The organism is Streptomyces sp. ALB3 (assembly GCF_044385685.1).
In the GTDB taxonomy this organism is placed as follows: domain Bacteria; phylum Actinomycetota; class Actinomycetes; order Streptomycetales; family Streptomycetaceae; genus Streptomyces.
In genome coordinates this window covers 1-13,655 of sequence record NZ_JBISCE010000029.1, presented here as the reverse complement: position 1 = coordinate 13,655, position 13,655 = coordinate 1, and the positions used below count along the sequence as shown (strand labels likewise).

11 protein-coding genes and 1 pseudogene are annotated in these 13,655 nt (G+C 68.9%); 6 read left to right on the top strand and 6 right to left on the bottom strand.

Annotated features, from left to right (window positions below):
- Window positions 1-67 precede the first annotated feature (67 nt).
- Complete coding sequence (locus tag ACHFIV_RS18460; protein ID WP_398969948.1) at window positions 68-238, bottom strand: hypothetical protein; 171 nt, start codon at window positions 236-238, stop codon at window positions 68-70.
- A gap of 167 nt (window positions 239-405) precedes the next feature.
- Between ACHFIV_RS18460 and ACHFIV_RS18455 the strand changes: the two genes are divergently transcribed.
- The gene (locus ACHFIV_RS18455) at window positions 406-846 is read left to right on the top strand and encodes an ATP-binding protein (RefSeq protein ID WP_398969945.1); all 441 of its coding nucleotides are present in this window, start codon (window positions 406-408) and stop codon (window positions 844-846) included.
- 579 nt (window positions 847-1,425) lie between these two features.
- On the top strand, window positions 1,426-2,853 hold the full coding sequence (locus ACHFIV_RS18450; RefSeq protein WP_398969943.1) for a non-reducing end alpha-L-arabinofuranosidase family hydrolase: 1,428 nt from the start codon (window positions 1,426-1,428) through the stop codon (window positions 2,851-2,853).
- 242 nt (window positions 2,854-3,095) lie between these two features.
- On the opposite strand, the pseudogene ACHFIV_RS18445 reads toward ACHFIV_RS18450, so the two are convergent.
- A pseudogene (locus ACHFIV_RS18445) lies at window positions 3,096-3,418 on the bottom strand (MerR family transcriptional regulator); the annotation flags it as partial.
- A gap of 850 nt (window positions 3,419-4,268) precedes the next feature.
- Between ACHFIV_RS18445 and ACHFIV_RS18440 the strand changes: the two are divergent.
- Window positions 4,269-6,230: an acyl-CoA dehydrogenase family protein gene (locus tag ACHFIV_RS18440; protein WP_398969940.1), complete on the top strand. Its 1,962-nt coding sequence runs from the start codon at window positions 4,269-4,271 to the stop codon at window positions 6,228-6,230.
- A 268-nt stretch (window positions 6,231-6,498) separates the two neighbouring features.
- Here the strand turns inward: ACHFIV_RS18440 and ACHFIV_RS18435 are convergent, their stop codons facing one another.
- The 4 genes from ACHFIV_RS18435 to ACHFIV_RS18420 all read right to left on the bottom strand — a co-directional run bounded on the left by ACHFIV_RS18435 (window position 6,499) and on the right by ACHFIV_RS18420 (window position 10,605).
- Window positions 6,499-6,690 carry a DUF2795 domain-containing protein gene (locus ACHFIV_RS18435; RefSeq protein ID WP_398969938.1) on the bottom strand — a complete coding sequence of 64 codons (192 nt, stop codon included), beginning with the start codon at window positions 6,688-6,690 and terminating at the stop codon, window positions 6,499-6,501.
- Window positions 6,691-6,879: 189 nt separating this feature from the next.
- Window positions 6,880-7,761 carry a geranyl diphosphate 2-C-methyltransferase gene (locus ACHFIV_RS18430; RefSeq protein WP_398969935.1) on the bottom strand — a complete coding sequence of 294 codons (882 nt, stop codon included), beginning with the start codon at window positions 7,759-7,761 and terminating at the stop codon, window positions 6,880-6,882.
- 16 nt (window positions 7,762-7,777) lie between these two features.
- Window positions 7,778-9,088 (bottom strand): family 2 encapsulin nanocompartment cargo protein terpene cyclase, encoded by a 1,311-nt coding sequence (locus tag ACHFIV_RS18425; protein ID WP_398969932.1) that lies wholly within the window; start codon window positions 9,086-9,088, stop codon window positions 7,778-7,780.
- Window positions 9,089-9,192: 104 nt separating this feature from the next.
- The gene (locus ACHFIV_RS18420; RefSeq protein ID WP_398969929.1) at window positions 9,193-10,605 is read right to left on the bottom strand and encodes a family 2B encapsulin nanocompartment shell protein; all 1,413 of its coding nucleotides are present in this window, start codon (window positions 10,603-10,605) and stop codon (window positions 9,193-9,195) included.
- Between the two features lie 309 nt (window positions 10,606-10,914).
- Between ACHFIV_RS18420 and ACHFIV_RS18415 the strand changes: the two genes are divergently transcribed.
- From ACHFIV_RS18415 to ectA, 3 genes are all read left to right on the top strand, one after another.
- Window positions 10,915-11,415, top strand: coding sequence for a hypothetical protein (locus tag ACHFIV_RS18415; protein WP_398969926.1), 501 nt, complete (start codon window positions 10,915-10,917; stop codon window positions 11,413-11,415).
- 467 nt (window positions 11,416-11,882) lie between these two features.
- The gene (locus ACHFIV_RS18410) at window positions 11,883-12,281 is read left to right on the top strand and encodes a hypothetical protein (protein ID WP_398969923.1); all 399 of its coding nucleotides are present in this window, start codon (window positions 11,883-11,885) and stop codon (window positions 12,279-12,281) included.
- 724 nt (window positions 12,282-13,005) lie between these two features.
- The gene (ectA, locus tag ACHFIV_RS18405; protein ID WP_398969920.1) at window positions 13,006-13,563 is read left to right on the top strand and encodes a diaminobutyrate acetyltransferase; all 558 of its coding nucleotides are present in this window, start codon (window positions 13,006-13,008) and stop codon (window positions 13,561-13,563) included.
- The last annotated feature ends 92 nt before the right edge of the window (window positions 13,564-13,655 follow it).

Sequence of the window (13,655 nt, the reverse complement as noted above, 5' to 3'; positions counted from 1 at the left end):
GCCGTTCCGCCCGGTACGGGCGACGGACCCGCTGAGCGCTCACCGCGCCGGGCCGGCCGCCGGGGTCTCAGCGTCTGCGGGAGGGGCGGCCTGCACCGATTCCCGCGACGTGCAGGGCCAGAAGTGTCAGGCCGAGAAGCATGAGGTTCACGGAGGAGAAGACATCGTTGGTGGCGATGTCCGCCGCGTTGATCAGGAAAGCGATGACGAACAGGACGGCCGCTGCTATGCCGAGCATGAGGTGCTCCTCTCGAAGGGGTGAGGTGCGTGTGCCCGGACATCCCCCGGACAGACCTCGTTTCCACCACGGCTTCGGGACGCCGGGCGGGCCGTGTGCCGGGATTGCCGGGGTGTGCCGCGAAAGCGAGGGTAAGCGGGTGAGGAGAGTCGAGTGAGGGAGGGCCGATGACGAAGGACACGTCGCTGCGCGCGATGGGCTGGGCGCAGTCGTTCCCGGTGTCACAGGGGGTGCGGGCCGGCCGCCGGTGGACACGGGAACACCTGGTGTCCCTTGAGTGGACGAAGGACGCGCCCGAGACGGTGGACGCGATACTGCTCACTGTCTCCGAGCTGATCACCAACGCGCACGTGCACGCACACAGCGACGCCCAACTGGTCCTCACCTGGGACAGCCACTGCCTGCACGTGAGTGTCCATGACGCCGACCCCCTGCCCCCCGCCAAACGGCCCGAGGACCTCACGACGACCGGGGGGCGCGGACTCGCCATCGTCGACGCGCTGGCGGACGGCTGGGCCACGCATCCGCAGGCGTCGGGCAAGACCGTCACGGCCTGCTTCGTACCACCAGGTGCCCCGAAGCCCCGGCACGGCGGGGACATCAGCTGAGCCCCGGGTGGAAGTGATCCCGGGCGGGAGGACCGGAGGCGCCTGTGCGGCGCCCTCCGGCGCGTCGGGGGCCGCACAGGCGCGAAAGTTCGGATGTCGCTCGGAAATCATCCACCGGTGACGGTGCGGGGCCGCACGGGGACCTTCGGTGCGGTCGGCCGTGTGAAGGCCCGACCTTTGCAGTCGACCCCCCGTTGGCGGGCTGACCTGCGCTTTGCATTCGGCGAGTCTGCTGAATGTTTCGGCATCTCCCGCGAATCATGCGAGAAGTATTGACGCTGTTCGCGCGGTCTCTATCATTCAGTTTGCTCGACACCTCGACCCTTGTTCGATATTGCGAACAAGTGGAGGTGTATCACCCGCGCGGCAGACCCTGTGGGCCGCGCCACCGGAACGCCGAGTCGCGAGGAGTATGCCGGTGCACGTGTATGTCATGAGCCCATCAAACTCCAGGTGCGGCTGCTCGTCGCGACGGTGGCCGCGGTGCCCGCGGACCGGTGCGAAGCGCACCACTTCGACAGTCCGGGCAGCTTCTGACGAGGCGTCCGGAACCGCCCACTCACGGTTTGGGAAGTCCCCATGCACAGAGAAAACTTCAGCCGCAGACACCTGTCTGTGGTACTCACCGCCGCGGTCGCCGTCCTGGTGGCACTGGCGGCGATGCTCGTCGCCCACCCGGCTCAGGCGGCCGCCAGCGGTGCCCTGCGCGGTGTCGGTTCGGGCCGGTGTCTCGATGTGCCGGACGCCAGCCAGGCCAACGGCGCGTATCTGCAGATCCACGACTGCTGGAGCGGGGCGAACCAGCAGTGGACCTCGACGGACAGCAACCAGCTGACCGTGTACGGCAACAAGTGCCTGGACGTCCCGGGCCATGCCACCACGCCGGGCACCCGGGTGCAGATATGGGCCTGTTCCGGTGGTGCGAACCAGCAGTGGCGGGTGAACACCGACGGCACGATCGTCGGCGTGGAGTCCGGCCTGTGCCTGGAGGTCACGGGCGCAGGCACCGCCAACGGCACGGCGGTGTCGATCTGGACGTGCAACGGCGGCAGCAACCAGAAGTGGACCGGCCTGCCCGGGACGTCGAACCCGCCGACGGGCCCGTGCGCTCTTCCTTCGACGTACCGGTGGACGTCGACGGGTGTCCTGGCGCAGCCGGCGAACGGATGGGGCGCGCTCAAGGACTTCACCAGCGTGATGCACAACGGCAAGCACCTGGTCTACGCGTCGAACGTGTCGGGTTCCTCGTACGGCTCGATGATGTTCAGTCCCTTCACGAACTGGTCGGACATGGCGTCGGCCGGTCAGACCGGAATGAGCCAGGCCGCCGTCGCGCCGACGCTCTTCTACTTCGCACCGAAGAACATCTGGGTGCTGGCCTACCAGTGGGGTGCCTCGGCCTTCGTCTACCGCACGTCCACCAACCCCGCAAACGCCAACGGCTGGTCCTCGCCGCAGCCGCTGTTCACCGGAAGCATCACCGGGTCCGGGACGGGGCCGATCGACCAGACCCTGATCGGTGACGGACAGAACATGTACCTGTTCTTCGCCGGTGACAACGGCAAGATCTACCGGGCGAGCATGCCGATCGGGAACTTCCCGGGCAGTTTCGGCTCGTCGTACACGACGATCATGAGCGACACGACCAACAACCTGTTCGAGGGGGTGCAGGTCTACAAGGTGCAGGGCCAGAACCAGTACCTGATGATCGTCGAGGCGATGGGTGCGAACGGGCGCTACTTCCGTTCGTTCACGGCCTCCAGCCTCAGCGGCTCGTGGACCCCGCAGGCCGCCAGCGAGAGCAACCCCTTCGCGGGCAAGGCCAACAGCGGCGCCACGTGGACCAACGACATCAGCCACGGTGACCTGGTCCGCAGCAACCCCGACCAGACGATGACCGTGGACCCCTGCAACCTGCAGTTCCTCTATCAGGGCAAGTCCCCGAACGCGGGGGGCCCTTACGACCAGCTGCCGTGGCGGCCCGGTGTCCTCACCCTGCAGCGCTGAACCCGGCGATCCACGGCTGAGCGCAACGCGGTTCGGCCCGCCGCCGGTGCGCAGGTGTGCGCTCGGCGGGCCGGGTGACTCCACCGGCTGACCGATACGCGTCGGAGGAACCCCGGTCGTACGTCGGCTGGGGTTCCTGCCCTGCGGCCGCATGGCGCTCGGGGGCGTGCCCGCCCCGGGGCGCGGTCCACGTGGTCCGGGGCCGGGGGAGGGGAACGGGCTTCAGTGGTCCTGAGCCGTGTCGCGGGGTGTGCCGGTGTGGTGCGGCGGTACTCGGCGTCGATACGCTGCGCTTCCTGGAGATGGTCCCCGAGGATGATGATGCGGCAGGCGGCCTCGATGGGAGCGCCCTGGTCGACGAGTTCCCGGGCGCGCGCGGCGATGCGCAGCTGGTAGCGGGAGTAGCGGCGGTGGCCGCCGGGGGAGCGCAGCGGGGTGATCAGGCGGGCTTCGCCGATGGCGCGCGGGGAACCCTGGGCGGTACCGAGCATCTCGGCGGCCGGCCCATGGTGTAGGCGGGGTAGTCGTCGTCATCGAGACGGCCGTAGGAGTCGTCCGCTGTCACGTGGCCTCTCCGTCGGACGCGTGGAGGGGCCCTGGTGCCGTTGGCACCAGGGCCCCGAAGGAACTGCTACACCATCTGCCGGCCTGTCAGTGACGCGCCGGCCTTCTGTTTCCGCGTGCCGGGCCCGAAGGCTGCCGGGGGTGCGGGGATCGCGGTTGCCTGACCGGAGACCACCTCACTTCGATGTTCTGCGGTACCCGGGCTCATGGTCCGCCCGGGCGATCCTGATGGCGTGGCGCCTGGCTCCTCCGTTTCTTCCCTCTGGGGTCACGCACGTGCCCTGTTGCCGTACTCCCGGTGCGCGCGTCCGCAGCCGACGCCTTCACCGGGGAACTGCTCACCTACTTCGCTGCTGGGTACTTCGCACTGCGTCCGGTACTGCTTCGCGGCGGCCCCTGATCACTGCGGGCCACCCGGTCCGGTCGTCAGTCCCGTCGCCGTCCCGCGACAACCCTGGCTTCGGAACTCCACCACCGAACCGTCCTGCGTACTGCGGCAATCCGTACTGCTGCCCGGCAGTTCGTCTCTGCCGGGCCCTGCTGTCCTTCTGGCTACGTGAGAAACCATAACCACACCGCCCCCGGATGTCTACTCTGTCCACGATAGATTTCTGTGTCTGCGGTGGTGAGGTAATCGACCCCGAATCCCGACGCGCGGCGAGGGGCGGGAAGGGGCGGGAAGGACTGCCGGGACGAGGAGGCCAGCGCGGCAGCCGGACGCCACCCCTGGTGGCCACGGGGGAGAAGGTCCCGGATCGGGGGCGGCGCCCGGAGGGTGAAGTCCGCCCTCATCCGGCCTCGAGAGCCCCGGTCGACCGCTTGATCATCCCCGGGCGGGGTAGCGAAGTGGCATGGCCACTGACAACACATCCACTGCCGCGAGCGGTTACGTGCAGCCCGAGGTCGACGTCCAGGCACTGACCGAGGTGCTCGACGGCGAATACGCCGAGATCCGCGACCTCGTCCGGACGAACCTGGTGACATACGCCTCCGTACTCGAGGAGGCCGACGAGCTCGGCCTCGACGCGTTTCGCGAGCGGGTGCGTGAGCTCGTGGTCGAGATGGCCGCGACAGGCCAGACCGGCATGGGATTCCCACGTGAGTACGGCGGGGGCGGCGACATCGGGGCTTCGATCGCCGCGTTCGAGACACTCGCCTTCGGTGATCTGTCGGTGCTGGTGAAGGTCGGTGTGCAGTTCGGACTCTTCGGCGGCGCGATCCTGCACCTGGGCACCCGACGCCACCACGACGCCGTCCTGCCGGACCTGATCACCGGGCGGCTGATGGGATGCTTCGCCATGACCGAGACCGGGCACGGTTCCAACGTCCAGGCGCTCGGCACCGTCGCGAGGTACGACGCCGGGAGCCAGGAGTTCGTCATCACCACTCAGGGCGACCGGGCGAGCAAGGACTACATCGGCAACGCGGCCCGCCACGCCGAGCTTGCGGTCGTCTTCGCGCAGCTGGAGGTGGACGGGAAGTCCGAGGGCGTGCACGCGTTCGTCGTGCCGATCCGGGCAGGCGGCGAGGTGGCTCCAGGCGTCCGCATCGAGGACGACGGCCGCAAGATGGGCCTCAACGGAGTGGACAACGGCCGCATCCGGTTCGACGGCGTGCGCGTGCCACGCGAGGCGCTGCTCAACCGGTTCGCCGACGTCACCGCCGAAGGTGTCTACGAGAGCCCGATCGAGAACCCCGACCGACGCTTCTTCACCATGCTCGGCACGCTGGTGCAGGGCCGGGTCAGCGTCGGGGGCGCCGGCGTCAACGCAGCCAAGGTCGCCCTCACCATCGCGACCAAGTACGCCGTGCGGCGCCGGCAGTTCCGGGCGGCCCCGGACGGGGAGGAGCAACTGCTTCTGGACTACGGCCTGCACCAGCGCCGTCTGCTGCCGCTCATCGCACGTACGTACGCGTTGCACTTCGCGCAGGACGCCGTGCGCACGCAGCTCCACGAAGTCTTCTCCGGCATCGAGGACGACGCACACGCGCGGCGCCGGCTGGAGTCACGGGCCGCCGGAACCAAGGCGCTCGGCACCTGGCACGCCACCCGGGTCATCCAGGAGTGCCGCGAGGCGTGCGGCGGCGCCGGTTATCTCGCAGTCAACCGGTTCGCCGCCCTCAAGGCCGACAGCGACATCTTCACCACGTTCGAGGGCGACAACCACGTCCTGATGCAGCTGGTGGCCAAGGGCCTGCTCACCCACTACGCGAGCGAGTTCGAGGACCTGGACCAGCTCGGCATGGTCCGCCACGTCACCGGCCTCGCCGTCGAGACGGTCATCGAGAAGACGTCGGCCCACAAGCTCCTCGAGCGGGTACGCGACCTGCTGCCCGGTGGCGACGAGTGGGACCAGGAAGCCGGACTCCGCGACACGGAGTACCAGCTCGCCATGCTCCGCTACCGCGAGGAGCACATGCTCGCCGGTGTGGCACGACGGCTCAAGCGCGGGATCGACCAGAAGCGCAACCCCGGTGTCGTCTTCTCGCAGGTGCAGGACCACGTGATCGCCGTCGCCCACGCGCACGTCGAGCGGCTGGTGCTGGAGGCGTTCGTCGACAAGGTGCGTGCCCTGCCGGAGAGCGGGAACAAGGCCGCCCTGAGTCTGCTCTGCGACCTGTTCGCCCTGTCGACGATCGAGGCGGACCGGGCCTGGTTCATGGAGCACGGCCGCCTCACCGTCCAGCGTTCGAAGGCCATCAGCCGAGAGGTGAACGACCTCTGCCGCAAGGTGAGGCCACTCGCGGTCAGTCTGGTCGATGCCTGGAGTGTCCCGCCGGAGATGCTGCGCGCGCCGGACCTGGTGGGCTGACCCCCGACCGGAGCGGCCGGGGTCCCGCCCGGGGGCGGCGCCGGACCGTCCGCCCCGGGAGCGGCGCGAACCCCTCCCGAGGGCGTGCTGGGGCCCACCGCCGTGCGCGCGACCGGACGGCGGGGTGACGGCGCGGGGCCGGAAGTCCGGGGAGGAACCGAGGCCGGGCGGTGTCCGGGCGTCGGACGGCGAGGTGCCGGGCGTCTGCCGGGGCCGGAGACTGCGCCCCGTAAGGGGCCACCGACACGACGCCGTCATCCGTCCGCGTTCACGAGTCGTGCGCCACGGCCTTGTTGATCGCTGCGGGCGAGTCGTACTCCTGGTCGGGAAGGGCTTCCAGCGCCTCCATGGTCTGCTCGTCGGCGCCGTTCTTCTTGGCCTGGCCCAGTACGGCCTCCTTGCCGGCGGGATAGTCCATGCCACTGAGGCACTTCTGCAAGTCGATCGGGTTCACAGTCATGGCGCGATGCCTACCCGTGCACGTCGTCGCCGCCCCGGCGGTGGTCGCATTTCACTCCCGTGGATGAGCCGTGGTGAGCAGGCGTCCACGGGTGTGCGCGAGCACGCCCGGGTCATGCGCCCCGCCTTCGGCGCCGCACGGTCACGGGGAGGGCCCGCCCGCGGCGCGGGCCTCCCCGTCGGCAGGACGTCAGACGCGGTCGGCCGCGATGAGCACGTACTGGAAGGACCCGTCCTTGTAGGAGTTGATGAACGCGTCCTCGATGCCGGTGACCAGTGAGGACGTGGCCCGCAGCTCCCAGTAGGGCAGGGTCTCGGGGGTGAGGTCGATGACGGCCTGGGGCACGAGGCGGTTGTCGGCCATGGCGCGCAGGTACTCACGCCGGGAGTGGATGTTGCATTCGAAGTGCGCGTTGATCTGCGAGACCCACTTCGAGGGCTGGCCGTACCGAGGGTTCCAGCAGCCCGTGATCGTCACGTAGCGGCCGCCGACCCTGAGGACGCGGGAGTGCTCGGCGAAGAGGTCGTGCAGGTCGACGTACATGCTCGACTCGTTGTTCCACGAGGCCGCCGCCGACCCGGTTCCGAAAGGCGTGGCGAGCATGTTGCACACGCGGGCGCGGACATGGTCCTGGATGCTGAGCTCGCGGGCACGGTTGTTGGCGAAGTCGGCCTGCTTGGCCGACAGCGTGACACCTTCGACCGTGCACCCGAAGCGCTGGTGCGCCATCACCATGGAGCCGCCACGGCCGCAGCCGGCGTCCACCAGGGTGTCCTGGCCGCCGATCTCACCGAGATGCCCCAGGAGGAACTCGGCCTGTGCCGACTCGAGTCGGTGGAGCTCCGCGATCAGCTTCTTCTCGCTCGTGCCGTCCTCGGGGTCCCCGAGTGCGGTGTGGTCCACCTCACCGATTCCGTAGTGATGGTGGTAGAGGCCGTCGACATCGCCGAGGCGCAGGTTCACGGGCCTGGCCTCTCCGTCCCAGTAACGGGCGATGTCCCCCTGGTAGGGCGTCGTCGGGTGGGGGATGCGCAGGGGAGCGGAGGTGGCGGTGCGGTCGGTGTTGATCACAGATGAGTCCGTTCTCTTACCAGAAGTCGGGCAGGCTGTAGCGATAGGTGTTGGTCCGGTGCCAGTAGTGGTTGCCGTCGACCCACGCGGCCACGCCCCGCAGGAAGCGGTGCACAGCAGGGGCCGGACAGGCGGCGGCCAGCGCCGAGGCCGCGGTCTCGAAGTCGTGCATCAGGTCGTTGTGGACCTCGACCGCCTTCAGATAGGCGTCCCGGTCGGAAAGGCCCTCGCGTTCGGCGATCACGACGGGCAGGTTCAGATGCCGGCCCGGGGAGTCGAGTTCCTTGGTGTACGAGTACAGGTCGTTCACGATGGTCGTCGCGTTCCCCGCGAGAGCGATGACCTTCTGCATGGCGGCCTGGGCGTGCAGGTCCGCCGGGAGTTCGTAGCCTCCGACGGTGTCGGTGATGGTGGGGCACGGGCGGAAGTTGTTGAACTGGCGCATCGCCAGGTACTCCCACACCTCAGGCACGCGGTCCAGCTGCGCCCAGGCCGCCTCGGCGAGGTACCCCATGTGCAACCGGGCCATGTCGTGCCGCAGCCGGTCGGCCTGGGAGGGGCTGGCCGCCCGTACGAAGTACTCCATGGCGGAGCGGTAGGCGCGCCGGGGTGCGTCGGCGTGGAGCGACTTCTCCCACTGCGCCTGGTACTCCCGCGTGGTGTGCAGGGGGTCGAGGGCGGTGTGCGCCAGCAGAAGGCGTTCGCCGAGGCCGACGGGCGAACCTCCGTGATCCTCGCAGTAGCAGTCGTCCACCGCGTTCTCGGCCACCATCAGGCGTGTGGCGAGCATCAGGTGGTCGACCGTAGGTGCGTCCGGATGGCAGCCGACCATGTAGCGGCCCACGGAGAAACCGTCGAACTCCTCCTCCCAGTCCTCGGGATACAGGCTGACCTCGTCCAGTGCCCAGGACTTGATCCTTCGGCTGACCTCCTCGACCCGCGCCGGGTCGGGCTCGGGCACCGGATGGTGGTAGAGGCCCGGTACCGGCGTGCCGTCCACCGAACCCCCCGCCGGATCCGAGGACGCCGACGGGTTCCCCCGCAGGATCAGGCGCAGGCCGGCTGTCCCCAGGCCGCTGGGGCCGCGGAGGACCCGCTCCAGCCCGCTGCCCGGTGCCGACACCGCTCCTGCCGGGGTGCCGACAGGAGGCGGGGCGGGCGCGGAAATCGCAGGTGGCGCAGGCAGCGAAGGCGAACAGGGCGAGCCGCCTGCGGCGATGCCGACGTCGCACGCGCGGGCAGCGGCGGAAGCGAGCACGTGCGTCCCGAGGTGGGCAGCGGCCTCCGGCAGGCTCGACTGCGGCGGTGGCGGTGCGGGTTCGGGCATCCATGGCTCCTTGGTGGGTGGGCTGCTGTCCCTGGGCCTTCAGGGACGCGCGCCTCCCCGGGTGGCCTCTCGGGGGGCGCGCCAGGCGTCCGGGGCTGCGCCCGCTAACTGGGCCAGCGTCCGATCTGCACGTTCTCCAGCACGCCGACCGCGTCCGGTACGAGAATGGCGGCGGAGTAGTACGTACTGACGAGGTAGGACGTGATCGCCTTCTCGTCGAGGCCCATGAAGCGGACGGACAGGCCCGGTTCGTACTCGTCCGGCAGTCCGGTCTGGCGCAGGCCGATGACTCCCTGGCTCTCCTCGCCGGTACGCATGACGAGGATCGAGCTGGTCCTCTCCCGTGTGACGGGGATCTTGTTGCAGGGCAGGATCGGGACCCCGCGCCAGGCCGGGACCTGCTGGCCGCCGACGTCCACGTGGTCCGGGTAGAGCCCACGCGCGTTGAACTCCCGGCCGATCGCCGCGATCGTCCGGGGGTGCGCGAGGAAGAACTTCGAACCCCGGCGTCGGCAGAGCAGTTCGTCCATGTCGTCCGGGGTCGGCGGGCCGGAGTGTGTCTGGATGCGCTGCTTGAAGTCGGCGTTGTGGAGGAGGCCGAACTCCCGGTTGTTGATCAGCTCGTGCTCCTGGCGCTCGCGCAACGCCTCGATGGTGAGCCTGAGTTGCTCCTGCGTCTGGTTCATCGGCCCGTTGTAGAGGTCGGCGACCCTCGTGTGGACCCGCAGGATCGTCTGTGCGACCGAGAGTTCGTACTCGCGCGGTCGGAGTTCGTAGTCGACGAACGCGCCGGGCAACTCGTGCTCGCCCGTGTGGCCGGCCGACATCGCGATCTCCGCCTCACCGCGGTGGTTCTGCCGTCGGCGGGTGAGCGAGGAGAACTCCTCGAGGTGGCCGCGGAGGCTCGGCGCAGTGGACGTCACAGCCGCGAAGTCGCCTCGTGACAGGGTGAGGAGCGTGCCCGGGGTCTCGGCGGTGACCGTGTTCTCCCACCTGGCGTCCTCGTCGAGCAGGGCGTGTTCTCCGAAGCGGTCGCCGTCGGCGAGTACGTCGAGAGCGACCTCGTCACCGAATTTGCCGACGGAGGTCTGGCTGACGCGGCCGTGGGCGATCAGGTGGAGCTCGTCGGCGGGCGCCCCGCGTTCGACCAGTGTCTCACCGGCGCGGAAGTCACGCTGAACGCACCGGTCGGCGATGGCAGTCAGCACCTCCAGGTCGTCGAAGCCGCGCAGCAGCGCCAGTTCGCCGAGTTCACGGGGGATCACCCGCACGTCCGCGCCGTCCTGGACGAACTCCACCCTTCCGTCGCCGACGGTGTAGGTCAGGCGGCGGTTGACGCGGTAGGCCCCACCCTGTGCCTCCACCCACGGGAGCATGCGCAGCAGCCAGCGAGACGTGATCTCCTGCATCTGCGGGGCGGACTTGGTGGTGTCGGCGAGTTGGCGGGCAGCCGCCGTGCCCAGACTGGATTGCCGGGGCAGCGCCAGCCGTGCTTCCGGGCTCGGGTCAAGAGTCATCGGGCAAGCTCTCCTCGGTCGGGGCGGTGACGCGCGTATGCGGACAGCACAGGGCAACAGGAGGGAAAAGTGGGATATGAACGGGAACCCGTCCAGATACAGAGGGACAGTAATGTGCGCTTCGGCCCCCGGGCCAAGAGAAGCCGCCGACTTTAACTCGATACGATGATCGCGGCCGCACGATGTTTGCCCGGGTACCGGCGTGATTCAGCCGCGCCCGGCGACGCGTCCCGGGAAGTGGCCGATTCGGCTACGCGGGGCAGTGCCGGCACCCGGGGCAAGTGCCGCCGTGGTACCCAGGGGGCCCACATGACTGACTGCTATCCCTACCGCGTCCTGACGAGGACCGGCCACCTGGCGTTGATCTGGCGCCCTGGAGAGGGGGACGACCCCGACACCTTCGCCGTCGACGGCGCGGGGGCACTTCTCGTGTTCCACGATCCGCAGACGCTCCGGACATACTGCGAGCGCAAGCGCTGGGAGCTCATCCGGGACGGTGCGGCCGAACTCGATCCGGCCGCCGTGCGCCAGTGGGTCGGCCGACCCGAGGTCTGCCCGGTTCCGTCGGGATTCCTCCTGGACGCATGGAACTTCTTCGAGGACCTCGCGTGGAGCCTGACGTCCGGTCCCTCCCTCGCGCCCCAAGGACCGGTCCACGACAGCGCGTACGAGAAGTTCTTCGGAGGGGACGTTCCCGGGCCGGCCGACGACGGGGCCTGGACGGACGAGGAGGCCGCAGCCGTACGGGACTTTCTCACCACAGGGCTGGAGCTCTGGGAACACGCCGTGCGCGGGGCCGCCGCCCGCTGATCGCATCCAGTCGTCCGCACCCCGGTGCGACCGCCACCCGGATTGTTGAGGTTGTCTCTGGTCGGCCTTACGTTCCTGGGACGGGAGGGTCGAGCCCTTCGTATGGTTGGGCCACCCGGGGGTGCCGGGTATGGCTTCTAGTTGGCTTCCATCCGTGGCTGCACGGGCTTGGCTGCCCGGCGCCCCACGACAACCCAGCCGCCAATTTGGGAAGTGCGACAAAGATCGCTGCGTAAGGCCATGCCGGCGAGGTCGTCTGCGGCAGACCTGCACGCACGATCGTCTGGAGCACAGTTTGCCGGGAGCCGGTGAGGGCCGCAGGGCCTTGTGGGCTGTCAGGCCGTCCGGCATGATCGCGAGCATGATGACCAACCGAAAGGCCCATGCCGCGTAGACGGCCCGGCGCGCTTCGCGCCGAAGATTTGGTCCCGCCCGTTTGGAGCCCTTGGACCTATCGCATTCCAGGGTTGTCCGAGCGCACCTGCGCCGAGATTCAGCGCACGGAGCGTGAGCACGGTGACTCCTGGGCCGGGCTGTGGGACGGCTTGTGGGACGGGGCTGTGGAAGCCGCGCTCAGGCACTACCGGGCGTTCCTGCGACAGCCTGGCCGCTACCTGGACCTGTGCTTCCCAGCCTCTCCCCATCCGGAGTCCTCGCTCGTCGACGTGGCGAACGCCCGGGACATTCTGCAAGAAGCGTTGCGTTCGCTTCCGCAGCCGTCCCGCGCCGAACTCGGGCGAGTGGTGGCGTGTCTGGACGCAGAGTTCCGCCGCCGGACCTTGCCCGACCCACACGCCTACCGGCGCCTGCGGTGGCATGGCGAATGGTGGCACCGACGTCTCTACGACGGTGAATTCCGGTGGTGAGGGGCCTGCAGCCGAGCTCTTCTTGCCTCAACTCCGATGAGGCCGGGCGGAAATCGACCAAACTCCCACGAAGCGCCGTGCTGGGTCATGGCACGAGGGGAGCCGGATGGGTTGGACAGAAAGCAGGCATGAGCGTCGGTAAACCGCAAGCCGGTGCTCCGATGGCTGCATTCTCGCCGGTGGACTGATGTGGAATTCTCCGCTACAGGTGCCCCTGTTGCCTTTTCCCGGGCCGCACCCGGACGCGGCCCGACGGAGGCCAGAACCTGCACAAGGAAAACACTCACCCATTCGGCGGAGGCTGCGCCTCGAGGGAGCGAAAACGGGAAGTGTCCGCCGACGGGCGGGGCGACGCGTCGACGGGTTGCCGATCGCCGAGGTCACCTCGACAGGAGGGCCCAAGCTGGCGGGCCCCCGGCTCCAGGCCGTCCGTCCCAAGGAAATGCGCCGCACCCGCACTTCAGGCCGGCGCGTACACGAACGATCTCCTGTGGCCCGGGACAAGGCCCCGACCTATCATGAATCGGCAGAGCTCCTGGAAGGAAAAGACTTGAAATCGTTGACGCGCGGAACTGTTGTCCTGGATTCGAATAAGGAAAGGCACATCACCCGCAACGTATTCGGTGGCTGATCGTCGTTCCGCGCTCGGTCAGGGGAGCTGCGAACGGCTTCTCGCGGGGACACTCCCGCCCTGTGCACTGCCGTGAGACGGAGGTGTGGACCCATGGTGAGGCCGATGGAGCACCTGGAAGAGCCGACGGTCGAGGACGGGGCTTCGATGTGGCGCATCGCGCGTGACTCGCGCGTGCTGGACGTGAACTCCTCGTACAGCTACCTGCTGTGGTGCCGTGACTTCGCGGCGACCTCCGTGGTCGCCCGCGACGAACAGGGCACGGCCGTCGCCTTCGCGACGGGCTACATCCGTCCCCAACTGCCCGGCACACTCGTGATCTGGCAGATCGCCGTCGACGCGGACCGGCGCGGCCGTGGCCTGGCCGGGGGAATGCTGGATCACCTCGCCACGCGCCTGCGGTCCCGAGGCGTCCTCGAGCGCCTGGAGACGACGATCAGCGCAGCGAACAAGGCGTCACACCAGCTGTTCCTCTCGTTCGCCGAGCGACACGGGGCGCGAGTGGAACGTCAGCCGCTGTTCCCCGCACGCCTCTTCCCTGACGCACACGAGTCCGAACTCCTGTACCGCATCGGGCCACTCACCCACCCGCCCGTCCCGTCGCCGGAAGCCCAGCACCTGGACACCCGCCACGCTAGGAGCGCGTCATGAAGCCCACCATCCCGTCCGCCCTGAGTGTCTTCGAGAGCCTTGAGTCGGAAGTACGCAGCTACTGCCGGGGTTGGCCCGCGGTGTTCGACCGT

Excerpts from the sequence above, each read along its gene's own strand:
- ACHFIV_RS18460 (WP_398969948.1), bottom strand. The coding sequence starts at position 238 with ATGCTCGGCATAGCAGCGGCCGTCCTGTTCGTCATCGCTTTCCTGATC.
- ACHFIV_RS18455 (WP_398969945.1), top strand. The coding sequence starts at position 406 with ATGACGAAGGACACGTCGCTGCGCGCGATGGGCTGGGCGCAGTCGTTC.
- ACHFIV_RS18450 (WP_398969943.1), top strand. The coding sequence starts at position 1,426 with ATGCACAGAGAAAACTTCAGCCGCAGACACCTGTCTGTGGTACTCACC.
- ACHFIV_RS18440 (WP_398969940.1), top strand. The coding sequence starts at position 4,269 with ATGGCCACTGACAACACATCCACTGCCGCGAGCGGTTACGTGCAGCCC.
- ACHFIV_RS18435 (WP_398969938.1), bottom strand. The coding sequence starts at position 6,690 with ATGACTGTGAACCCGATCGACTTGCAGAAGTGCCTCAGTGGCATGGAC.
- ACHFIV_RS18425 (WP_398969932.1), bottom strand. The coding sequence starts at position 9,088 with ATGCCCGAACCCGCACCGCCACCGCCGCAGTCGAGCCTGCCGGAGGCC.
- ACHFIV_RS18420 (WP_398969929.1), bottom strand. The coding sequence starts at position 10,605 with ATGACTCTTGACCCGAGCCCGGAAGCACGGCTGGCGCTGCCCCGGCAA.
- ACHFIV_RS18415 (WP_398969926.1), top strand. The coding sequence starts at position 10,915 with ATGACTGACTGCTATCCCTACCGCGTCCTGACGAGGACCGGCCACCTG.
- ectA (WP_398969920.1), top strand. The coding sequence starts at position 13,006 with ATGGTGAGGCCGATGGAGCACCTGGAAGAGCCGACGGTCGAGGACGGG.